At 45.1% G+C, this 22,827-nt stretch carries 26 protein-coding genes; 2 read left to right on the forward strand and 24 right to left on the reverse strand.

Going from position 1 to position 22,827, the window contains the following annotated elements; translation table 11 throughout:
- Positions 1–19 precede the first annotated feature (19 nt).
- The 19 genes from TY49_RS03970 to TY49_RS04060 form a co-directional block, all read right to left on the reverse strand.
- Positions 20–880 (reverse strand): F0F1 ATP synthase subunit gamma, encoded by an 861-nt coding sequence (locus TY49_RS03970; protein WP_023613583.1) that lies wholly within the window; start codon positions 878–880, stop codon positions 20–22.
- A gap of 104 nt (positions 881–984) precedes the next feature.
- Positions 985–2,493 (reverse strand): F0F1 ATP synthase subunit alpha, encoded by a 1,509-nt coding sequence (atpA, locus tag TY49_RS03975; RefSeq protein WP_041964607.1) that lies wholly within the window; start codon positions 2,491–2,493, stop codon positions 985–987.
- A 24-nt stretch (positions 2,494–2,517) separates the two neighbouring features.
- Positions 2,518–3,054: a F0F1 ATP synthase subunit delta gene (locus TY49_RS03980; RefSeq protein ID WP_041964608.1), complete on the reverse strand. Its 537-nt coding sequence runs from the start codon at positions 3,052–3,054 to the stop codon at positions 2,518–2,520.
- The gene (locus tag TY49_RS03985) at positions 3,051–3,569 is read right to left on the reverse strand and encodes a F0F1 ATP synthase subunit B (protein WP_041964609.1); all 519 of its coding nucleotides are present in this window, start codon (positions 3,567–3,569) and stop codon (positions 3,051–3,053) included. Before TY49_RS03985 ends, TY49_RS03980 begins: the two co-directional genes overlap by 4 nt.
- 259 nt (positions 3,570–3,828) lie before the next feature.
- Entirely contained in the window at positions 3,829–4,041 is a 213-nt protein-coding gene (gene atpE / locus TY49_RS03990; RefSeq protein WP_023613579.1) for a F0F1 ATP synthase subunit C, read from the reverse strand.
- Between the two features lie 71 nt (positions 4,042–4,112).
- Positions 4,113–4,823 carry a F0F1 ATP synthase subunit A gene (atpB, locus tag TY49_RS03995; RefSeq protein ID WP_041964610.1) on the reverse strand — a complete coding sequence of 237 codons (711 nt, stop codon included), beginning with the start codon at positions 4,821–4,823 and terminating at the stop codon, positions 4,113–4,115.
- A 23-nt stretch (positions 4,824–4,846) separates the two neighbouring features.
- Positions 4,847–5,218, reverse strand: coding sequence for an ATP synthase subunit I (locus TY49_RS04000; RefSeq protein WP_041964611.1), 372 nt, complete (start codon positions 5,216–5,218; stop codon positions 4,847–4,849).
- A 6-nt stretch (positions 5,219–5,224) separates the two neighbouring features.
- Positions 5,225–5,446 (reverse strand): AtpZ/AtpI family protein, encoded by a 222-nt coding sequence (locus TY49_RS04005; RefSeq protein WP_041964612.1) that lies wholly within the window; start codon positions 5,444–5,446, stop codon positions 5,225–5,227.
- 396 nt (positions 5,447–5,842) lie between these two features.
- On the reverse strand, positions 5,843–8,122 hold the full coding sequence (locus TY49_RS04010) for a S8 family serine peptidase (RefSeq protein WP_041964613.1): 2,280 nt from the start codon (positions 8,120–8,122) through the stop codon (positions 5,843–5,845).
- Between the two features lie 227 nt (positions 8,123–8,349).
- Positions 8,350–8,979, reverse strand: a complete 630-nt coding sequence (upp, locus tag TY49_RS04015; RefSeq protein WP_041964614.1) for a uracil phosphoribosyltransferase — start codon at positions 8,977–8,979, stop codon at positions 8,350–8,352.
- A 178-nt stretch (positions 8,980–9,157) separates the two neighbouring features.
- Positions 9,158–10,399: a serine hydroxymethyltransferase gene (gene glyA / locus TY49_RS04020; RefSeq protein WP_041964615.1), complete on the reverse strand. Its 1,242-nt coding sequence runs from the start codon at positions 10,397–10,399 to the stop codon at positions 9,158–9,160.
- Positions 10,400–10,573: 174 nt separating this feature from the next.
- Positions 10,574–11,155 (reverse strand): TIGR01440 family protein, encoded by a 582-nt coding sequence (locus tag TY49_RS04025; RefSeq protein ID WP_041964616.1) that lies wholly within the window; start codon positions 11,153–11,155, stop codon positions 10,574–10,576.
- Positions 11,156–11,188: 33 nt separating this feature from the next.
- Positions 11,189–11,629 (reverse strand): ribose 5-phosphate isomerase B, encoded by a 441-nt coding sequence (gene rpiB, locus TY49_RS04030; RefSeq protein ID WP_041964617.1) that lies wholly within the window; start codon positions 11,627–11,629, stop codon positions 11,189–11,191.
- Between the two features lie 328 nt (positions 11,630–11,957).
- The gene (locus tag TY49_RS04035) at positions 11,958–13,253 is read right to left on the reverse strand and encodes a methyl-accepting chemotaxis protein (RefSeq protein ID WP_041964618.1); all 1,296 of its coding nucleotides are present in this window, start codon (positions 13,251–13,253) and stop codon (positions 11,958–11,960) included.
- A gap of 42 nt (positions 13,254–13,295) precedes the next feature.
- Complete coding sequence (locus TY49_RS04040) at positions 13,296–13,733, reverse strand: low molecular weight protein arginine phosphatase (protein ID WP_041964619.1); 438 nt, start codon at positions 13,731–13,733, stop codon at positions 13,296–13,298.
- 271 nt (positions 13,734–14,004) lie between these two features.
- Positions 14,005–14,559: a manganese efflux pump MntP gene (locus tag TY49_RS04045; protein WP_041964620.1), complete on the reverse strand. Its 555-nt coding sequence runs from the start codon at positions 14,557–14,559 to the stop codon at positions 14,005–14,007.
- 234 nt (positions 14,560–14,793) lie between these two features.
- Complete coding sequence (locus tag TY49_RS04050) at positions 14,794–15,837, reverse strand: L-threonylcarbamoyladenylate synthase (protein WP_041964621.1); 1,044 nt, start codon at positions 15,835–15,837, stop codon at positions 14,794–14,796.
- A 142-nt stretch (positions 15,838–15,979) separates the two neighbouring features.
- Positions 15,980–16,423, reverse strand: a complete 444-nt coding sequence (locus tag TY49_RS04055; protein WP_041964622.1) for a GNAT family N-acetyltransferase — start codon at positions 16,421–16,423, stop codon at positions 15,980–15,982.
- 143 nt (positions 16,424–16,566) lie between these two features.
- On the reverse strand, positions 16,567–16,953 hold the full coding sequence (locus tag TY49_RS04060; RefSeq protein ID WP_041964623.1) for a KGG domain-containing protein: 387 nt from the start codon (positions 16,951–16,953) through the stop codon (positions 16,567–16,569).
- Positions 16,954–17,257: 304 nt separating this feature from the next.
- Here TY49_RS04060 and TY49_RS04065 point away from each other — a divergent pair, with 304 nt between their 5' ends.
- Together TY49_RS04065 and TY49_RS04070 are read left to right on the forward strand one after the other, a co-directional pair.
- Positions 17,258–17,635, forward strand: a complete 378-nt coding sequence (locus tag TY49_RS04065) for a globin domain-containing protein (RefSeq protein ID WP_041964624.1) — start codon at positions 17,258–17,260, stop codon at positions 17,633–17,635.
- A gap of 10 nt (positions 17,636–17,645) precedes the next feature.
- On the forward strand, positions 17,646–17,990 hold the full coding sequence (locus tag TY49_RS04070; RefSeq protein ID WP_369389250.1) for a cupin domain-containing protein: 345 nt from the start codon (positions 17,646–17,648) through the stop codon (positions 17,988–17,990).
- A gap of 227 nt (positions 17,991–18,217) precedes the next feature.
- On the opposite strand, the gene spoIIR is transcribed toward TY49_RS04070, so the two are convergent.
- The 5 genes from spoIIR to TY49_RS04095 all read right to left on the reverse strand — a co-directional run bounded on the left by spoIIR (position 18,218) and on the right by TY49_RS04095 (position 22,640).
- Positions 18,218–18,916 carry a stage II sporulation protein R gene (gene spoIIR / locus TY49_RS04075; protein WP_198135584.1) on the reverse strand — a complete coding sequence of 233 codons (699 nt, stop codon included), beginning with the start codon at positions 18,914–18,916 and terminating at the stop codon, positions 18,218–18,220.
- A 90-nt stretch (positions 18,917–19,006) separates the two neighbouring features.
- Positions 19,007–19,873, reverse strand: coding sequence for a peptide chain release factor N(5)-glutamine methyltransferase (gene prmC / locus TY49_RS04080; RefSeq protein ID WP_269745708.1), 867 nt, complete (start codon positions 19,871–19,873; stop codon positions 19,007–19,009).
- On the reverse strand, positions 19,866–20,939 hold the full coding sequence (gene prfA / locus TY49_RS04085) for a peptide chain release factor 1 (protein WP_041964626.1): 1,074 nt from the start codon (positions 20,937–20,939) through the stop codon (positions 19,866–19,868). Before prfA ends, prmC begins: the two co-directional genes overlap by 8 nt.
- Positions 20,940–21,263: 324 nt before the next feature.
- Positions 21,264–21,713, reverse strand: coding sequence for a hypothetical protein (locus TY49_RS23810; RefSeq protein ID WP_052442081.1), 450 nt, complete (start codon positions 21,711–21,713; stop codon positions 21,264–21,266).
- A gap of 306 nt (positions 21,714–22,019) precedes the next feature.
- Entirely contained in the window at positions 22,020–22,640 is a 621-nt protein-coding gene (locus tag TY49_RS04095) for a thymidine kinase (protein WP_041964627.1), read from the reverse strand.
- Between the last annotated feature and the right edge of the window lie 187 nt (positions 22,641–22,827).

The raw sequence follows: 22,827 nt of genomic DNA on the forward strand, positions 1-22,827 counted from the left end.
CTGTTTTTACCTGACAAATTTATTCGAGCGCTGCAGCTCCACCGACGATTTCGGTGATTTCCTGGGTAATAGCAGCCTGACGCGCGCGGTTGTAGCTCAAGCTGAGGGAATTGATCAGCTCTTTCGCATTGTCCGTTGCGTTTCTCATGGCTGTCATACGAGCAGCGTGTTCACTTGCTTTGCTATCAAGCAGTGCTCCGTAAATCAAGCTTTCTGCGTATTGCGGCAAGAGAACTTCCAGGATCTCTTCAGCGTTCGGCTCAAATTCATAAGAGGTAAGCTTTGTTGATGCTCCGCCAATATCCGTTAACGGAAGCAGCTTCTTATCTGTTACTTCTTGAGCGATCGCGCTGACGTAATGACTATAGTAAATATATAATTCATCAAATGTTCCGTCCGAGAACATGCCAACTGTGTTGCTGGCGATATCCTGGATTTCCGCGAAAGACGGCTGGTCAGCGATGCCTACGATATCAAGGACAACGTTCATGCCACGGCTCTGGAAAAAGTCACGGCCGACACGCCCAATCGCGATGATCGCAAACTCGTCATTTGATTTATGGCGTTGCTGAATTGTCTGATACAACTGGCGCAGGACGTTACTGTTGTAAGCACCTGCAAGTCCGCGATCAGATGTAATCACTAGATATCCCGTCTTCTTGACTGGACGGCTGTTCAGCATTGGGTGGTTGGAATCCTTGCTGCCCATTGCGATTGAGGCAGTCACTTCCTGGATTTTTTCCATGTAAGGAACGAAAGCTTTCGCGTTCATGACTCCACGGTTCCATTTAGCTGCGGATACCATCTCCATTGCCTTGGTAATCTGGCTCGTCTTTTTAGTCGAAGTAATACGGTTTTTTATATCGCGTAAAGATGCCATTTCGGTTCTCACCACCCTTTTACAAAAGAATTGTTAGTCCAAGTGTAAGCAGGAGCCAGATCCTTTTTTAAAAAAGGAATGCTGGCGCTGCTACTTATTCAAGATTACTCAGATACTGCAAACGTCTTTTTGAAAGCGTTTAGTGCAGCAGACATATCATCATCAGAAGGAAGTTCCTTCGTCGAACGGATATGATCTAACACTTCTGTATGGTTGTGGTCTAACCATGAAAGGAATTCACCTTCGAAGCGGCGGATATCCTGCAATGGAATATCGTCAAGGAAGCCGCGAGTAAGTGCATATAGGATTGCTACTTGCTTTTCAACAGCAAGCGGCTTGTTAAGATCTTGTTTAAGAACCTCTACCGTACGGGCACCGCGGTTAAGTTTTGCCTGAGTTGCTTTGTCAAGGTCAGAACCGAACTGTGCGAATGCTTCCAATTCACGGTATGAAGCAAGGTCAAGACGTAGTGTACCAGATACCTTCTTCATCGCTTTAATTTGAGCGGATCCACCTACACGGGATACAGAAAGACCTGCGTTGATCGCTGGACGTACGCCAGAGAAGAATAGGTCAGACTGCAAGAAGATCTGTCCGTCTGTGATTGAGATAACGTTCGTTGGAATGTAAGCAGAAACGTCGCCTGCTTGTGTTTCAATGAACGGAAGTGCTGTGATTGAACCTGCGCCTTTAGCGTCGCTCAACTTAGCAGCACGCTCTAGCAAGCGTGAGTGCAAGTAGAATACATCCCCTGGGTAAGCTTCACGACCTGGAGGACGGCGAAGCAGCAAGGAAAGTTCACGGTATGCTGCCGCTTGTTTTGAAAGGTCATCATATACGACAAGAACGTGCTTGCCATTGTACATGAATTCTTCACCCATCGTTACACCAGCGTAAGGAGCAAGGTATAAAAGTGGTGCTGGCTGGGAAGCAGATGCTGTAACAACGATAGAATAATCTAACGCGCCGTGCTTACGGAGAGTTTCAACTGCGTTACGTACAGTTGATTCCTTTTGTCCGATTGCAACGTAGATACAGATCATGTCCTGGCCTTTTTGGTTAAGGATTGTATCGATCGCTACAGATGTTTTACCAGTCTGACGGTCACCGATGATCAATTCACGCTGTCCGCGTCCGATTGGAACAAGAGCGTCGATCGCCTTGATACCAGTCTGCAAAGGCTCATGAACGGATTTACGATCCATAACGCCTGGTGCACCGTATTCGATTGGACGAGTTTTAGTTGTATTGATTGGACCCATGCCATCGACTGGCTGTCCAAGAGGGTTTACGACGCGGCCGATAAGCTGTTCCCCTACAGGAACCTCCATGATGCGGCCCGTACGGCGTACCTCGTCGCCTTCGCGGATGTCCGTGAAAGGTCCAAGAATGATGATACCGACGTTATTTTCTTCCAGGTTTTGTGCCATACCCATAACGCCGTTTGAAAATTCAACAAGTTCTCCAGCCATGACATTGTCGAGGCCATGAGCACGGGCGATACCGTCACCAACACTGATAACTGTACCCACATCACTCACTTGAATTTCCGACTGATAATTTTCGATTTGCGATTTTATCAGCGCACTGATTTCTTCAGCTTTGATGCTCATGAGTTTCACCCCTATCTACGAATCTTAGCCTAGCAATTTACGTTCTAAACGATCTAGCTTGCCGCGCAAGCTGCCGTCAAAAATGCGGTTTCCAATGCGAAGCTTTACGCCTCCAAGCAAATTGGAATCTACAATATTTTCAATATGAAGTGACTGTTTGCCAACCTGAGGCGCGAACGAAGCTGAAATTGCTTCAGCCTGCTCAGCCGTCAAAGGCTGGACACTATAGACTTTTGCTTCAGCCACGCCTTTTGCGTCATTCGCAAGGGCGATGAACTGGTCAGCAACATCTGCGATCTGGTCTTCGCGGTGGCGGTCAACCAAAATCATCAGAGTATTAAGGACATATGTGCTTACTGAACCGAAAGCTGTCTTTAAAACCTCTTTTTTCTTCTCGTTCGGAAGCTTTGGAGACTTTAAAAAGGCAGTCAATTCAGGATTGTTCACAACAACTTCTTTTACAGCGCGAAGCTCTTCCTCAACCTGCGGGAGAGCCTGCTTTTCAGAAGCGAGTTGAAAAAGTGCCAGGGCATAGCGTTTTGCTACTGTCGAGTTGCTCATCGGGCATTACCCGCCTCTTGAATGTATTCATTGATGAGCTTTTCCTGGTCAGCCGCAGAGATTTCCTTCTCGATTACTTTAGAAGCAATCAATACAGAAAGTGAAGCCACTTGTTCGCGGATTGCCGCAACAGCCTGCTCCTTCTGCTGTTCAATTTCAAGCTTCGCAGATTCTTTGATTCTGTCAGATTCAGTGCGTGCCAATGCAATGATTTCATCACGCTGTACATCGCCCTGTTTCTTTGCGTTTTCAATTAGGCCCTGTGCTTCTGTGCGTGCCTGCTTAAGCATGTCACGCTGTTCTTCCAAAAGTTTCTGTGCTTCAGCACGGCTTTTTTCAGCCGCTCCGATTTCGCCAGCAATATGCTCTTCACGTTCCTTCATGATGCCCATCAATGGACCCCAAGCGAACTTCTTAAGCAATGCTAACAAAACAAGGAACATAAAAAGCTGGAACAAGATATCGCCCGTGTTAAGGCCGGTTGCCGCTCCCAATACAAAATTCATTGTTAACACCCTCGATTCACTCCCTTCAAGAGTTGTACCATGATTAAAAAGGTCCAACATGCGTCATCTCACTAAAAGCCTACGGCTAGTAGCCAACGCATAAGGCTACCCGTTCCAAATCCCAGGCTTGCCCGATTTTATTTCAAACGATTGCTTGCATTCAAATTCAGGTCGACCCCTGCCGATATAATCCCGCAAAAAGTCTACATAGTAGAAAGGCGAAGGTTCGCGCGGAATGATCTTCGCCATCTTAAATTCTTATAATGAATTAACCACCAATAACCATGAACGCGATAACTACAGCGATGATAGGAATCGCTTCAACCAATGCAACCCCGATGAACATTGTAGTTTGAAGCATACCCCGAGCTTCTGGCTGACGAGCGATACCTTCTACTGTACGTGATACGATCAAACCATTACCAATACCTGCACCAAGTGCTGCCAAACCGATTGCGATTGCTGCTGCTAAAAGACCCATTATAAAGTTCCTCCTTTAATGTATGAAAAAATGTTTTTTTAAGTTTTGTCCATTAAATGAACAGGTATATATTAATGGTCATGGCTCACTTTATGAGAGAGATAAACCATCGTTAACATTGTGAAGATAAATGCCTGGATTGCTCCGACGAAAACGGAGAAACCTTGCCATACAAGCATTGGTAAAGCTGCGGCTATGTGTCCGACAGCATCCGTAGCGAGGCTGGCTGCAAGCAGACCCAACAGGATCTCACCTGCGTAAATGTTACCGTAAAGACGAAGACCAAGAGTGAGCGTGTTCGCGAACTCTTCAATGATCTTGATCGGGAACATGAACCAAAATGGCTTAAAGAATTCCTTGCCGTATTCAGCTGTCCCTTTAAGCTTGACGCCATAATAATGGGAAAGCCCTACTACCAAGACTGCAAGAGTCAGTGTGATGACTGGATCAGCTGTCGGTGATTTCCACCATAAGTAGTTGTCGTATACGACAGAGAACGGCAGTCCCAGCATGTTGGAAACAAACACATACATTAGCAATGTGATTCCTAGTACATGGAACCTTCCTCCATCTTTCCAGTCCATCGTGCTGTTGATGATTCCTTTTACGAAATCCATGATCCATTCCATGAAATTCTGGATTCCTGTCGGCTTCATCGCAAGCTTACGAGTGGAAAGTACTGCAATGATGAAGACGATAGCACTTGCTACTGTAATCATCAGCATGTTTGCCAGGTTAAAATAAAGTCCTAAAAATGGAACTAAAGGAGCTTCATGATGCATCAATTATTCACCTCTCTTCCCCGCTATTTACGTGATTGAAAAGACTGGACAAAAAAATCTATCATAATGACAATGTAAGCTGTCATTAATCCCAAAATTGTAAACATAAGGTTTATGCGATCCGGGTATTCCATCGCAACGATTACAGCAAGTGCTCCGGTAGCAAGTCTCGACAACGAGCCGAGCGAGCGCACCTTCTTCCCCTGTACAACCGAATCCCCGAAGTTGTTCATTTTCCTCGCAAGGAGCCATAAATTAAAAAGGCTCAGGCTTGTACCAAAGATCAACCCTGCAAAAACAGATTGATAGCTTGTAAAGCCGTACCCGAGTACGTATAAAGACAACAAGGTGAATATGTATTTGCGCTGGCGAATAAACAAGTCCTGAATTTCCATAGATGGCTAGTCTCCCGAAAAGAAGTGTTGGATGAGGCGGAGCATGGCATAAACACCTGCCGCCAATCCGATCAGCAATCCGAATATTAAGAAAAGTGGCTCTGTACCAAGATTTTGGTCCAGCCATCTTCCGGAAAAAATGCCAATTAAAATGGAGCCTACCAGTTGAGATAGTATAGCGGACATGAGTGCCATCGCTTGAAAAGGGTGGCGGTTGTTTCGGCGCATAAAAAACGCATCCTCACTTTTGAGAATGGGAGCTTCAGGGGGTGAAAAATCATTTTTCGAAAAAACAATATTTTCACAAAAAAAGCTTGCATATCAACATTGAAAACCTTATCATTTTATGCCCTTTGTAAGCATACAATAGGCTATTGTCAATGTCAATCCATAGCGGTGAAAAAATTCACAAAGTTTTCACTTAAAATATATACCAATAACCCTATGTTAGTATTATATTATAAAAGCTTATTTTTGCCTGAATTTTCTCAGTGTTTTTTTCCATTAATGCCGTTTTTGAGGTGTGACAGAGATACTGGGAGAACACAAATAGTTTATTGAGAATAATATAGGGCCGGAAAGGAATTACCTTTCCGGCCCTTGCATTATTTATAAACTACTGCTTCAATCGTGCTCTCCCGTCCTTGTATTTTTACCTATAAAAATCATCGCGTCTATCGTGCTCTCTCGCCCTTTTTTCTTTGCGAATACCTTGGCAAGGTACAGGCCTTCTTTCGGCAATTTTTCCAAAGGTATTTCCTTTCCTACCATTCCCTTTTCCAGCTTTCTTCCCCAATCAAGGAATCCGACGAAGCGGTATTGATCCGGATCAAAAAGTGCGATGCCAAATTCGTCTGCTCCTCCCGGCAAATAGACTTCATAGCGATAAGCCTTACCGTTATCTGCCGGCGCGAAGTCGAAGCCCATCACCCGTGGGTAATCCGGTTCTTCCAGAACATACAAGTATGGAATCCTTATCTTGTTTTTCCCATCATCCATAACGAGGCTGCCATCATGGATTTTATCTTTTAACAAATCCGGAGAGGCTTGCATCGCTAGCTCCAAGTTTTTCGCTTCATTCGGTTTCAGCGAAAAGCTCATTGGAAGCTCCCATTCTATTCCCTGCTCTTTTTTTGGAATGGAAAATGAATAAGTTTTAGTGGCTGAACCTGTATTTTTGACTGTAAGCTTTGCACTATGGCGATGCATATTATCGGCAAGCTGGAATTTTCCGAATTGAAGCGACCCTGGAATGACCAGGCTCTCCGTATTGATCGCTGCCTCCAGCTGGATCCTTCCTGCTCCCTGCTCGAATGTCCGGTACCTCTTGCCGTCACGGTCGCTAATATCCTTGGCAGTATTCATTATTGCCGCCTTGATTTCAGCCGGGGACCAATCTGGATGGGCCTGCTTGATCAGTGCTGCTGCTCCTGCAATATGGGGGGCGGCCATGCTCGTACCCTGAAGCGGGAGGTAGCCCCCGGGAATCGTACTGTTAATCGCAACGCCGGGAGCGACGATGTCTGGCTTGATTTCCCATGTGACAGTCACCGGACCGCGGGAACTGAAGTCAGCAAGTATATCTTTTTCTTCTATTAAATTCATGCGAATCAGCATCGAGTTTTTATTGAGATGTTTTTTTAGCGCCAATCCTGCTTCTTTACTAATCGCGGCCACTGGGATAGGCAAGTTCTCTTCTAGGTTTCCAAAGAATGTTCCCTTTGTGTTGTTATAGATAATCACGCCGATCGCACCCGCTTCAAGTGCATTCTTCGCTTTTTCGGTAAAGGTAAGCTTACCCCGTTCGACTAGCACGAGCTTATCCCTTACACCTTTCATTTCTTCTATCGTTCCAAGTCCTGCAAAAACAAGCTGTTCACTTTGGGTAATTTTCCAACTGTCCGAGCCCTGTAAAAGTTCAAGCCTTATTTCTTCAGATAATCCCGTGGCGTTGAGATACGGCACCTGCATTGGAGGTGTCGAGGCCCCTACTGAGATGGCCTTTGAAGCTGTGCCAGGTGACCCTACAGTCCACCGGTTCGGACCCGAATTCCCGGATGAAGTAACAGCGACGATCCCTTCATCCACTGCCTTATTGAGCGCCAGGCTGATAGGAAGGTCCGGACCATTCACATCATTTCCGAGCGAAAGATTCAGGATATCCACTTTGTCTTTTATCGCTTCATCTATAGCAGCTATGACCTGTTCAGTAGTTCCGCTTCCGCCTGGGCCCAGCGCACGGTAGGCAACAATTTTCGCATCGGGAGCCATCCCTCGCATTCTTCCATTTGCCGCGATGACACCTGCCACATGCGTTCCGTGCAGGGTGCTTCTAAAGCCGGCCCCCTTCGTTTCCATCGGATCATCATCGCCATCGACCAGGTCATGCCCCCCGGAAAAACTTCTCCGCAAGTCAGGATGCTCATAATCGATCCCCGTGTCGATTACCCCGATCGTCACACCCTTCCCCGTCAGGCGATTGCCTTTTTTATCAAGAATTCCGCGGACTGCTTCCGTTCCAATCAATTCAAAATTATCGATAAAGCTTTCGCTTGGTTTGTATCGATTTGGCAGATGGGCTGAGTTCTCCACCTTGTACGTGTTTACTTCGGATAATAGTTGGATGTCATTAGATTTTTCAAGCTGTTGAAGCTCAGAGTTAGGACCCTTAACGGAATATCCATTGACCGCATGCGTGAAGATGCGGCGGAGCTTTGTGTTTTTTAGGTTTTTTAACTGATTTTTGATTTGCTGTTCTTCCACAGGCTGCTCCGTCAGCACGATAGCAACTTTTTCAGTCTGCGGATCTTCTTGAGGAATCGGCGGGAGCTCCAGTTTTTGCGGTTTGAATGCAGTGAGGATTGCTATTGATAGAAGAATTAAGAAGAAATTACGCTTTTTCATGAAAAATAGCCCCTCCCTTTTTAACTTAGCGTTTCATTTAAGGGAGTTTTGTATTCAGATTACATTTATTCCGCGAAAACGCTGAGCAATTCCTCGAAAAAAGTATTGAATTCCGCGAAAAAGTTCCATAATTCCGCGAAAACATGCTTTAATTCCGCGAACTAGAATAATTCTAATCCCATAATTAAAAAAAGCACCCCTATTTAAAGAGGTACCTCAGCTAAATCTTATTTTGTCCCGAATAAACGATCTCCTGCGTCTCCTAGTCCAGGTACGATATATCCGTGGTCATTCAGCTTTTCATCGAGTGCAGCGATATAAATATCTACATCAGGGTGTGCTTCTTTTACCGTTTCTACCCCTTCTGGTGCTGCAATCAAACACATGAATTTGATATGCTTCGCGCCGCGCTTTTTAAGAGAGTTGATCGCTTCGACTGCAGATCCGCCTGTCGCAAGCATTGGGTCAACAACGATAAAATCGCGCTCTTCGACGTCACTTGGAAGTTTTACATAGTATTCAACCGGCAATAATGTTTCTGGATCACGGTAAAGTCCGATATGTCCGACCTTCGCAGCCGGGATCAGCTTCAGTATGCCATCGACCATTCCGATACCTGCACGAAGAATCGGGATGATGCCAAGCTTCTTGCCTGAAAGAACTTTTGATTTTGTCTTTTCGACTGGTGTTTCAATTTCAATTTCCTCAAGCGGCATGTCACGCGTGATTTCGAACGCCATCAGCGTTGCTACTTCATCTACAAGCTCGCGGAATTCCTTCGTGCCTGTGCTTTTTTCGCGGATATAAGTAAGTTTATGCTGGATCAATGGATGGTCAAATACGTATACTTTTGCCATGTGTATCGCTCCTTTTAAAGGTAAATGAGTTGTGAACACCTGTCTGTTATATGTAAGATCTGTTGAATCACACTTCGTATAATTTTACAGAAAAACCTCTATACAAGCAACCGCTACAGCGTAATCATTTTTTCCTGAAAAAGCGGCCCTCATTCATGGAGGGCCGCCGGGTAAAATCTTATCTCTCAGGATATAGTTCGAACTTGCTTGTCAAATCTTCGACGCGTTTGCTTGCTTCTTCCAGCTTCGCCTCGTCTTCGTGATTTTTCAATGTGAAGGCAATGATTGAAGCGATTTCGTCCATTTCTTCATGCCCGAAGCCACGGCTTGTAACTGCAGCTGTACCAATGCGGATTCCGCTTGTTACAAATGGGCTTTCTGGATCGAATGGAATCGTGTTTTTATTAACGGTGATACCGATATCATCAAGCACCTTTTCTGCGATTTTTCCAGTCAGGCCAAGTGAACGTAGGTCAACCAATAGCAAATGGTTGTCTGTACCGCCAGATACAAGGTCGATGCCTTCCTTATTCAAGCCTTCTGCAAGACGGTTTGCATTCGAAATGATATTTTGTGCGTATTCTTTGAAAGAATCCTGGAGCGCTTCGCCAAATGCTACTGCTTTCGCAGCAATGACGTGCATAAGCGGGCCGCCCTGAATTCCAGGGAAGATAGATTTATCGATTTTCTTCGCGAATTCTTCTTTGCAGAGAATCATTCCGCCGCGCGGGCCGCGAAGAGTTTTATGAGTTGTCGTTGTAACAAAGTCAGCATACGGCACCGGATTCTGGTGGAGGCCAGCTGCGACAAGACCAGCGATATGCGCCATATCGACCATCAAATAAGCGCCCACTTCATCAGCGATTTCACGGAAACGCTTGAAATCGATCGCTCTCGGGTAGGCACTTGCACCGGCAACGATCAGCTTCGGCTTGTGCTCGCGAGCTTTTTCAAGAACGACATCATAGTTGATCCTATGTGTATCTTCGTCAACTCCATACTCAACGAAATTATACTGGACGCCACTGAAGTTTACCGGACTTCCGTGAGTCAAGTGGCCACCGTGGGAAAGATTCATCCCAAGCACAGTGTCTCCTTGCTCAAGAATCGTGAAATAAACAGCCATATTGGCCTGCGCTCCTGAGTGCGGCTGGACATTGACATGCTCTGCGCCGAAGATTTCCTTCGCGCGGTCGCGCGCAATATTTTCTGCAACATCAACATATTCGCATCCGCCATAATAGCGGCGGCCCGGATAGCCTTCTGCGTACTTATTCGTAAGTACAGACCCCTGTGCCTCCATTACCGCTTCGCTGACAAAGTTCTCTGATGCGATCAATTCAATTTTCGTACGCTGACGTTTCAATTCATCCTGCATTGCAGCGTATAGCTGGCTGTCCTGCTGTGACAAGTGCTTCACTTAAGTTCCCCCTCTTTTATGTATTCCCTTGTTCATTTATTAGAAAATTCATTCTTATTTTAGCCGATATTATAATGAAAGGAAAGGCTGAAGGTAAACGTAGATCTGAATATCAGGGCTGCAATTTCCTTCATTGCCTTTCCTCTGTCAGTAAAACCTAGTTTCCCAATTTTGTCAGCAAGACTCGTTTTCTATCGTTTGCTCGTAAACGGCGCGGGCGCCGCCGATCAGCTTCGGCCTCGTCTTCGCCAGAGTAACATGCGCATGACCGATGCTTTTTTGCTGAACACGCACTGGTACTGCAACATGTTTCATTTGCATGCCGATCAGCGTGTCGCCGATATCGATGCCTGCGTCAGCCTTGATGAACTCGACAACCACAGGATCCTTGAGATTTTTATATGCGTAAGCTGCCATCGCGCCGCCCGCGTTCCTCACCGGGATGACCGTCACTTCTTCCAGCTGCTTCTGTTCTGCTGTTTCCCTATCGACGACAATCGCGCGGTTCAAATGCTCGCAGCACTGGAAGGCCAGCTGGACGCCAGTTTTCCCCTGCAGTTCACGGAGCTGGCTGAAGACCATTTCCGCAACCTCATCTGTACCAGCTGTGCCTATCCGCTTGCCAATGATTTCACTCGTGCTGCAGCCGACGACCAGCAGCTGGCCTTTTTTTAGCTGCACCTGTTCATTAAATTCAGTAAGGATGGAGTTCAATTCTGCTTTCCATTGTTCGATAGACAGTTGTAACGCCTCCATTACATTGGTATTTGATAGTCCTTAGGTTGGAAGTTATTTATTTTCATACTCCTTAATTTTACCGACGCGGTTTTCGTGGCGGCCGCCTTCATATTCTTCTGAAAGCCAAACTGCTGCGATTTCTCGCGCCAGTCCCGGTCCGATTACTCGTTCGCCCATTGCAAGGACATTGCTGTCATTGTGCTGGCGTGTCGCTTTTGCGCTGAATAGGTCATGCACGAGCGCGCAGCGAATGCCTTTTACCTTGTTTGCGGCAATGCTCATGCCAATGCCCGTTCCGCAGATCAAGATTCCTTTATCGAACTCTCCGTTCGCCACTTTCTCAGCAACCGGAAGGGCATAGTCCGGATAGTCAACAGATGTACCGCATTCGCAGCCGAAATCTTCGTACTGGATATTCATTTCGTCCATCAAACTCTTAATTTCTTCTCGGATATTCACTCCGCCATGGTCTGAAGCAATAGCAACTTTCATTGTAAAATCCTCCTATGTATTCCCGGCTTGCGGGGCGATCAAATCTACCGTTATTTTCTCATATTCGCTTCAATTTATAAAGAAAACGGGTCATATTTTGCCATCCCGCCACTTATGTCCCATAAATTCTGGCAAGGAATTAGTTTTTATAGCGAAAATAACTTTTTAATAGCGAAATTTGAAATTTTATAGCGAAAAATCATTTTTTATAGCGAATTTTTCATTTTAATAGCGAAATTCTGGTTTTTATAGCAAACTGGAAATTCCGCTTCATTTTTTCCAGTAAAAAAATTAAAAACCACAGCATCATCCAGCTGTGGTCCAACAATTATAACGAAAACTTCGTAATCGTACCTTTTAATTTTTCAGCTTGATTCTTCAATTCCACAGCAAGGTCTTCTACATTAGAAATAACTTCTGCCTGCTGTTCAGCCGCTGATGCTACGCTGATCGCTCCGGCGGATGTTTCTTCTGCGATTGCTGCCATTTCCTGCGATTGGGTTGATGTGTGCTGGATCGTTTCCATTTGTGTTTCGACAAGGGCGGCGATCGTATGGATGACGTCTGCCATCTCATGAATCGTTGAGGTCATCGCGTCGATAACCTGGTTCGTTTTCTCGCCTTTTTTCGCTTCTCCGTTCGCCGTTTCAACCTGTCTGCTGATCTGGCCGACCACATTCTGGACTTCAGACTGGATGTTCTGGATCAGTTCTGAAATACCTTGGACCGCGCCAGCACTCTGGTCAGCAAGCTTCCTGACTTCTTCAGCAACGACTGCAAAGCCTTTTCCGTGCTCTCCAGCCCGTGCTGCTTCAATCGATGCGTTCAATGCGAGCAAATTCGTTTGCGCAGCGATATCGCCAACAAGCTGGATAATTTGCTCTACTTTCGTCGCGTTCTCTTCCAATCGCTTTACCGTACCAAGTGATTCACGGTTGTCATTTGCCAGTGTCTCGATGCCGGAAATCAGTGAATGGATCGCATTCTTTGATTCCTGCAAGTCTTTGACCATTTCGACTGAAATTAATTCAGATGTCCTTGCTTTTTCCTGAACATCCTCGGCAATTCGGATGACTTCATCTACAGACTCAGCTGTTGTCTGTGTAGATAATGCCGAAGAATCCGCTCCAGCGGCAATTTCCTTGATCGTTGTCGAGATGATGGACGCCTGCTCAGATGCTTGCGCTGATTGCCCGGAAATCTGGATGACTTTTTCATTTGTTTCTTTGAAGTTACTATCAATCTGGCTGACCATTTCACGCAGGTTTGCGAGCATATTATTGAAAGCCAGTCCCAAAGAGCGAATCTCGTCATCTGATTTCGAAACTTCCGCATCCTCGCCAATTTCGCCCTGCGCTGCTTTTATTGCAGACTGCTCGAGCTTTTGCATCGGCTTGATAATCAAACCGGCAGCCATATATGCAAGCAGGCCTGACCAGAAAATCCCCATAGCTAGAACGGCAACCGTATAAACGACCGAATTGATCTCTAAAAAATTTTGAACAAAAGGATAAAGGAAATAAATAAAAAATGCGCTTGTTGAATAAGTGATGATCGCCAACACAGTCGTCAGCATGACCATTTTCTTTCTTAATCCCATTTTGTAGCTGCGTTTAGACCCCACTGATAATCCCCCTGAAAATTAATAAAAACTTCCTCAAGAGTATTATCGGATTTTATCTAAGATTCTTTCGATACTTTTTTGAATTTCTTTAAAAGCTTCTCGATAAATATGTTCATTGCCGCCAAATGGGTCTGCCACATCCAGGTTTCCCTTTTCATCAGCAAATTCTTTTAATGTAAAAGTTTTATCCGCAGCGTCTGGATAATTGCTCAAGATTAAGCCTTTATGACTCTGTGTCATCGTCAGAACAAGGGTTGCCCAGTCAATATCTTCCCTTGTTAACGTCGAGGAGCGATGATCATGGCTGATATCGTTTTCCTCGAGCACGGTCTTCGCGTTGACAGAAGCCTCCGCACCATTCGGGGCATATACTCCTGCCGATTTTACCTCGACTCCTGGCAGCTGTTTGCTTTTTAAAATCGCTTCCGCCATCGGGCTGCGGCATGTGTTTCCGGTGCATACAAATAAGATCCGCGCCATGCTTGTCCCTCCTGTGAATAACTTTTCATCCATTATATGATAATTTTTCAGCATTTTCATTTTTGCTAGACAGGAAAAAATACACCTGCCTGGCAGGTGCATAATAGTTTTATAAAAAAAATGCACCTGACGAGCTGTTGCATGAAAGTTTTATATAAAAAATGCACCTGACGAGCTGTCGCATGGAAGTTCTATATAAAAAAAACATCTGACAGGTGCATGAAAGTTTTATATAAAAAATACACCTGACGAGCAGGTGCTTAAAAAAGTTTTATAGAGGAAGAAGCAATTTCAGCCCGAAAGCGAGCAAGATACTGCCACCCAATGCCTCACTGTATGTACCAAGCCAACCCTGCACTCTTTTTCCAACCAGGAGGCCCGCCCACGTAAGGACCATTGCCGCTGCACCGAAACAAATCAGTACAAGGAGTGTCCTTGCGCCGTAAATGCCAAGTGTCAGTCCTACTGAAAAACTGTCAAGGCTGACGCTGAGGGCAAAAATAAATAAACCCTTGCCAACCGGGGTAATCACGCTTGTCTCATCTTCCTTGAAGCTTGCCCAGATCATCTGGACACCCAGCACGATCAAGAGCAGGCCGCCAATATATCCAGCTATTGCCCCGAACTGCTCGGACAAAAATCTCCCAGCCACCATTCCAAGCAGCGGCATCCACACATGGAATAAACCAATCGTGACGCCAATTTTAAATATATGCCTTTTCGTCAGTCTGAACATGCCCATCCCGAGACCAACGGAAAAGGCATCCATTCCCAACGCGAATGCCATCAACATAAGTGTGAATAATTCGCCGGCTATTGCTGTCATGTCTTCGCCCCCTCGGACTTGCTAATTCAGCATATGCACGTCCAAAGGGATTTAGAAGTATGGAATTTTCAGGTTTCGAAATGATTTGAAGTTTTGTCCACAAGAATATTTTCAGGGAGTGTCATTTGCTTCAGCTGGAATTAAATTCAGTTCAACTAGTGTCTTTCTCAAACTAAGAATGTTCTTCAATCTAAAAAAAGCGCTCCAACAACTGAAGCGCTTCTCTGTAAAATATTATTTTTCAATAATCGGAAGTCCTGAGGCTTTTGACAGCCGGTTCATGATTGCCTGGCCTACGCCTTGTTCTGGAAAAACTTCGCCGAAAATGATATCGAGATTTTCATTATTGAAGGCCCGGAGTGTATCATAGAGCGCTTCGGCGACTGTTTCGAGTCTTGCTCTTTCGCCACAGGGTATCACAATATCAGCATCATAAAACTCAAGGTTTTCCTTCGTTGTCATCACGCCGACTTTCAGGCTTTCCATCCGCTTTTCATTCACAAGCTGCTGGATTTCTTCTCTAGTTCCCTCAACAAGATAAAATGGTGCATTCGGTGCATAGTGACGATATTTCATTCCCGGGGATTTTGGCGCCTGGTTTGAATCTTTCAGGGCTGGATCGACGGTGACTACACCAACTACTTCCTCGAGTTGTTCCTTTGTTACGCCGCCCGGTCTTAAAATCGCAGGAATTTCACCAGTGCAATCAACAACTGTTGATTCAAGGCCTACTCCGGTCGCTCCGCCATCGACAATTCCGGAAATCCGTCCCGTCAAATCATCGGCAACGTGATTCGCAGTCGTCGGGCTCGGCTTGCCTGACAGGTTTGCGCTCGGGGCTGCCAGAGGCAAACCGGATGCTTCGATAATCGCCAGTGCTATCGGATGGTCGGGCATCCTGACGGCAACTGTGGACAACCCAGCAGTTGCTTTTTCAGAAAGCGCACCCTCTTTCTTTTCAAGGATAATCGTCAATGGTCCCGGCCAAAAGGCATCCATTAAAACCGCTGCCTGATCAGGGATTTTTTTTACAAAAGAATGAATCTGCTCACGATTTGCAATATGCACGATCAACGGGTTATCCCCAGGTCTTCCTTTTGCTTCGAATATTTTCAAGACGGCTTCATCATTTTCTGCGTTGCCGCCGAGGCCATAAACCGTTTCTGTCGGAAAAGCTACTACTTCATTTTGCTTCAGTTTTTGTGCAGCTTCGATGATATGTGGATATGTTTTTAAATTATCCACATTCTTATCCACTGTCCACATTTGTGTTTGCATGTACATCCACCTTTTAATTCTCGCTAAACTAGTATATTTCTATGAAAGTATAAAAGAAGAATCATGCGAACACAAGTTTTTATCCACAAATTGTGTATAATTTTAACGAAACCGTGGATAACTTTGTGGATTAATCCACAATTCACAGAATTATTTTCATAATTGCGGAGTTATCCACAGTTAGAACTTGTTTTAAATGGCTTTTTTCAAGAAGAGAATCTGGAAGCTCTGATTGGTTAACCAGCTCAAAACCAAGACTTGAGAAAAATGAGACCGCGCTCATCTTGTTAGTAACGAGGTAAAGCTCGTCCAAATCCTGGGTTTTCGCGGTCAGGAATGCCCGTTTAAAAAGAAGCATCAAATCAGGCTGGCCAATTTGCGGGGAAACGACAAACGAGCGAAGCAGTCCTGCTTTATCCACCGGTTCTACTCCAAGGCACGCCTTAAGCTCTCCTTGCTGACTTTCCATCAAAGAAAAGTTTTGGATGGAGTCATTCAATCCTTCAGGGCTTACTCCTGCTTCTGTTAAAAATGCCTCCAACTTTGGCAGATCCTCTAGATTCGCACTTCTGATTTTCCATGTCATATCTATCACCTCAAAAATAAGATTCTAGTAAATAAATATGAGAGATATGAAAAAGTAGAACTTAAAAAGAAAAAGAAAACACGGCAGCCTTCATTAAATGAAAGCTGCCGTGCACCTTTTAAATCCTGGCTTTCTAAGCCATATTATTTGTTATTGTTGTTGCGGGCATTGCCGCCTTTTTCACCGATTTCTTCATAGAAGCTGCGGTCATGATTTTCAGAAGTCGCTTCTCCGCCTTTGCGGCCGATCTCCTGATAGAAGTTCTTGTCGTGGCTTTCAGAGGTTGATTCGCCACCTTTTTTTCCGATTTCCTGGTAGAATTCGCTGTCATGGCTCTCAGCAGTAGCCTCTCCGCCTTTGCGGCCAATTTCCTGATAGAAATCTTGATCGTGATTGTTGGAAGTTGCTTCGCCGCCTTTACGGCCGATTTCCTGATAGAAATCGCTGCCATGGTTTTGGCTTGTAGCTTCGCCACCCATGCGTCCTCGTTCTTCACGTGACATCTTATCATTATTATTGTTTTTAGCCATTTTACTCATCCTCCTTGAAATCTAAGTTTTGATGTTACACTACCTTGAATATCCGAAATCTCCTAACCTAAAACTAGTATCAAGGGAATGTAATATGCTTGTTCCTACAATGTAATATTTTTGGAAATTCCCACAGTCATTTTTCCTTCTTTACCAAGTATTTCTTAAGACAAGCTAGCTAATGTTTCCTAGCTTCTCATAGTGAAAAATTCATAAGTGAGTGATTTAAGTCACTATCCTGCTTATTTTATGTGGGTATAATAAAATCAAGTAATTGAAAACCTTTCTCAAAAGGGGGAACGGCATGGAAATAAAAACAATATATGACCGGATTGGCGGAGATGAATCAATCCGCAAGATTGTTGATACATTTTATCCAAAGGTTTATGAAAATGAGGAGCTCAGCCCGTTGTTCGAAGGTGATATAGATGAAATCAAGCGGAAGCAGTGGATGTTCCTCACGCAGCTGACCGGCGGAGGCGCGCTTTACAGCGACGAATTTGGACCGCCTAATATGAGAGTGAGACATATGCCATTCGAAATCACACCGGTGCGCGCCCAGGCATGGCTGAAGCTGATGCACGAAACACTTACGGAAACAGGTTTAATCGAAACTGAGGGTGGAAAGGCCCTGTTCGAGCGTTTGAGCCAGATTGCACCCATTATGATTAACAGACAATAAGGAGGAATTTATGATGGAAAAACAGTCATTAACACAATACCAGGAATTCAGCGAGGAACGTTTTACAAAGAGGATCATATTTAAAAAAGGTGAAAGCACAGTGTTTTTGCTGAACTTCATGCCAGGCCAGGAGCTGCCAAAGCACACGCATCCAGGTACAGAAGTGTTCATTTTAACGATGCAAGGCGAAGGCACTTTTACCATTGACGGTGAAGAAGTAGTAGCTGCAACGAACGAAACCGTGCATGTGAGCGGAACAGAAGAGCTTTCCTATAAAAACACTGGATCAGAGCCAGTCACACTTTATGTGATGCTCAACAAGATTCCGGATGAAAGATTTGCGCAGAATATTTAATCGCAGCGTATTAATCGCAAGCATCTCGATAGAAGCTCAAACATGAGCGGATAATCCTCAGTTGGTCGAATTATTCGATAAAGTGGTCGAATTAATTCAAAATGTGGTTGAATTATTTAAATATCCGCCAGAATAATTTAAAATGTGGTCGAATTATCTTTAAATTCGCTAATATAATTCCATTTTTAAGCTAAAAACAGCCCCTGCAACCTGTGCAGGGGCTTATTTTATCCGAAAATCCGATTCCAAATCTCGACGAGGAAGAATGTTACCTCAACTTCTTCTTCTTCGCCGCCTTCATACACTGTTTTTTTGCCTTTTTTGCTTTTTTCTTCATCATCAAGCTTGGAATCGGCCGACTCGTCTTCAGCGTCAGCTTTTACATCGCCTTTGTCGTCGTTTTCATCGAAGCCTTCGCTTGTTGCTTCTCCGTTTGAGAAATCAAGGAAGCATAGTGGCGGGTACAGGACGCACCACCAGTTCGCGCCTTCGCCTTCACCAATCGTGATCAAGATCGCTTCGTACTCGCCTGCCGGATAGAGAAGCTGACCATATAATTTAGTAGGAAATTGCACTTTGTCAAACTCAGTTTTGACAGAATGATTAGAACCTTCAGCTGCGACAACTCTTTCAGCGATTGCCTGGATTTCTGGGAGCTTGGATTTGATGACTTCCCGAGCAGCCTCGATTGAAGTCAGCTCCTGGACCCATTTCGTGATCTCTTTATTCACTTCGTCGCGGATCAGGCGTTTGATATTCTGGTCCTTTTCCAGATCGCTGTCAGCAAGGATCCTCAGGCGAATCGCCTCGTTCGGGATGACCATCGCTTCCTTCGCGGTCACTTCGTTTTTTGGTGTATATAAACTTAAAATAGTACCTGCACATAATAAGAATATGTATAAAATAGCTGCTGATTTTTTCATCATCATCTTTCGCACCGTCCCTTCACTAGTCACAGTGTGGACAGATTGATAGATTCTTAAACTAGTAATTTTGAAAAAAATTGGACCCCTTTTTTAGGAGTCCATTTCCGCAAACACCATCCGGTCCTTGCCATTAATATCAAAAACAACTTCTACCTTGGCATGCGGGAAGGTTTTTTCCAGAAGCGAACGTACTGCTTCGCCCTGGCCAGCGCCGATTTCAAAGCCGACCAATGCCTTCTCCTTCAATACCATTGGAAGTTCCTCCATGAACCGCCGATACAGGTCCAGTCCATCTTCGCCTGCAAAAAGCGCCATATGAGGCTCGTGTTCCGTCACGATATCGGACATCCACTCTTGATCAGCAACCGGGATATATGGAGGGTTGGAAATGACGGCATCAACCTTTTTGCCCTGTAAAATAAGCGGCTGCAAAAGGTCGCCCTGAATAAATTCGATTTCCGCGCCAAGCTCGCTGGCATTTTTCCGCGCCATCTCAAGGGCATCATCAGATAGGTCGGTAGCTGTCACCTTTAGAGCCGATTTTTCCAACTTCAACGTTATCGATATTGCACCGCTCCCGGTGCCGACATCAACAAGGTCTATTTGATCACTCTCCGCAAAAAGCCTATCCAGTCGCTGCAGGGTTCCATAAACAAGTTCTTCCGTTTCCGGCCGGGGAATCAGCACATGCTCATTTACGTTGAAGCGGCGGCCGTAAAACTCCTCTGAGCCAATGATATATTGTATTGGCTCGCCATCTGCATGCCTTTTTACAGCAGCCTGAAACTCGATCCACACCTCGCCATCAAGATCGTCGCGCATCATCGCAAGCATTGATGTACGGGACAGGCCAGAATGGTGCCGCAGCATAAGCTCACCGGCAAACTCCTCACGATTATGTTCTTTTAAAAAAGAAGAAGCCCAATTGAGGGCTTCAAATATTTTCACATTAATCATTGTTCGCACTCTCAAGTCTTTGAGATTGATCTTCCATAATTAGCGCTTCGACGATCTCATCCATCTTGCCCTGTAGGATCTGGTCAAGCTTTTGGATCGTCAGGCCGATACGGTGATCGGTCACGCGGTTTTGCGGGAAGTTGTACGTACGAATCCGCTCTGAGCGGTCTCCTGTACCTACAGCTGATTTACGGACCTGGTCATACTCCGCCTGTGCTTCCTGCTGGAACTTGTCATAAACACGGGCCCGAAGTACTTTCATCGCCTTGTCTTTGTTTTTATGCTGTGATTTTTCATCCTGGCACGATACAACAATTCCAGTAGGAATATGCGTCAGACGTACAGCTGACATTGTCGTGTTAACAGACTGTCCGCCGGCACCACTGGATGCAAATGCATCAAAGCGGATATCTTTATCGTGCAGCTCGACTTCTACTTCCTCAGCTTCAGGAAGACATGCAACAGTAGCTGTGGAAGTATGGATGCGGCCGCCAGATTCTGTTTCCGGAACACGCTGTACACGGTGTGCGCCGTTTTCGAACTTCATTTTAGAATAAGCGCCATTACCATTGATCATAAAGATGATTTCTTTAAAACCGCCTACGCCTGTCGTGCTGGCATCAATGACTTCTGTTTTCCAGCCCTGTGATTCAGCATAACGGCTGTACATCCTGTAAAGGTCCCCGGCAAACAGTGCAGCTTCATCGCCGCCTGCAGCGCCACGGATTTCCATGATAACGTTTTTGTCATCATTAGGGTCTTTAGGGATAAGCAGAAGCTTGATGCGAGCTTCAAGCTCTTCGATTTGTGGCTCAAGCTCAGAAATTTCTTCCTTTACCATCTCGCGCATGTCAGCATCAAGCTTATCCTCGAGCATCGCTTTTGCTTCTGTCAGCTGTTCTTTAATTTCCTTATATTCACGATAAGCCATGACTGTTTCCTGGATGTCAGACTGCTCCTTTGAATACTCGCGTAGCTTTTTGGAATCATTGACAACTTCCGGGTCACTCAATAGCTCATTCAATCTTTCATAACGATCCTCAACTGCTTGAAGACGATCAAACACGGACACTCACCTCTATTTTAATATCCTCTAAAATGGATTAAAAAAGTTTTATTTACTCTATTTTCACCTGTGTATTTCCGCAACAGGCTCGTTAATTCAATAAGTATGATTACATAGCATAACATTCTAATTATAGTATAGGTGACACCCTCAGTCAAAGCCATTGTGAATAGAAAAGCGGAAGCGCCTTGTTCAGCCCCGATTAGCGCTGTAGATAGACTCAATAAGCTTAACAATCTTTTCGCAAGCGACTGGTGCAGACATCGTATGTATAAAGAAAAATAGCATGCCCTTTAATGAGCATGCTGTGGAGCTGCAAAAACTTTATTCAATATCAACATTAATATCATAGCGTGGCAATGCTCTTGACAGCTTTTCCTGCAATGTCTTTTGGGCGTTTTCACGGTCTTTTCTGGTTACGCGCCCTTGAAGTTGTGCGGTTACGTTCATTTCGCCGCCGTTGATCCAGATGGAGCCCGGTTCATAGCCAGCATCAGAAATGACGTCCTTTGCTTTTTGGACATCCTGGGAAAAACTATGGTGGTTTTCGTTATCGGTATTCAGCAAATTCGGGTTTTGATCGGTCATTGTCATGCCGTCATCCTGATCCCTCGTGAAATTGGGGCCATCTCCTTCGCGGACACCGTCATGATCCCTATTCAGGTCCACGCCAGCCTGGTCTTCATCCTTATCATAGACTGAATCTGTATTATCCTGGCCACATCCTGAAACTATAACCATCGCAAGCACAAACAACATGAGTAATTTTTTCAAATTATGGCACCTCCCGCTGTTAGGTTGCCCCAAAAAGCTGTTGAAATGCATCGAAACAGTATTGTTGAGCTTCTAAATCAACATTTTTCAAGAAAAATCAGCAACTGGAAAAATTATTCTCTTACTCAGCCCCTCCAATTGCACATTCAAGAGTAATAATTGCACGTTAGGAAGCATTAATTGCACCGTCCATTGTCATAATTGCACCATTATATGACGTAATTGCACGTTCATCCAATATCAGGGAATTGTTAACCCTGCAAGACAACAAAAAAATCCCCCCGCACTCGGGAGGATTCAACTACATTATGTTAAGCTTTCAGTCGTTTTCTCGATCTTAAGCTCATTTGGTGATTTTGGAACTTCATGATGGTGTCTGCATCGTGGCTCGTACGATTCGGACGCACCAACGAGAATGACTGGATCATCATAAGAGGCTGGCTTGCCGTTGATCAAACGCTGTGTTCGGCTAGATGGCGAGCCACATACCGCACACACAGCCTGAAGCTTGGTCACATTTTCTGCAACGGCCATCAACGCAGGCATCTGGCCGAATGGCTCTCCGCGGAAATCCTGGTCAAGTCCTGCAACGATGACGCGGTAGCCGCTGTCTGCAAGATGCTGGATCACCTGCAGGATTTCATTGTCAAAAAATTGCACTTCATCAATGGCAATGACATCAATTTCAGGGTTGATATGCTTGAAAATATCAATAGAGTTGGCAATAGGCTTTGCAGTAACTGCAGTTCCGTTGTGTGATACAACCGATTCTTCGCTGTAGCGGTTATCAATCGCAGGCTTGAATACAGCAATTTTTTGCTTGGCAAATTGAGTTCTGCGCACGCGGCGGATCAATTCTTCGGATTTACCGGAAAACATGCTGCCGCAGATCAATTCAATCCAACCGCTTTGTTTCATAACGTACATGGTCGGCCTCTCCTTCCTCGCTGGAAAAATAGATAGCGAAAGCGCCTTGTTCAGCCCCGACAAGCGCTGGAGGGCCGACAGGTGAAGTCGTTCTTTGACTTCATTGGGCGGACCGAAGCAACTCGAGGGGCTAGGCGCTGTAGCTAGACTTCTAGCAAAGGTTAATACATATAACCTTACTAGGTAA

The organism is Mesobacillus selenatarsenatis SF-1 (assembly GCF_000813125.1).
Taxonomy (GTDB): Bacteria; Bacillota; Bacilli; order Bacillales; family Cytobacillaceae; genus Mesobacillus; species Mesobacillus selenatarsenatis.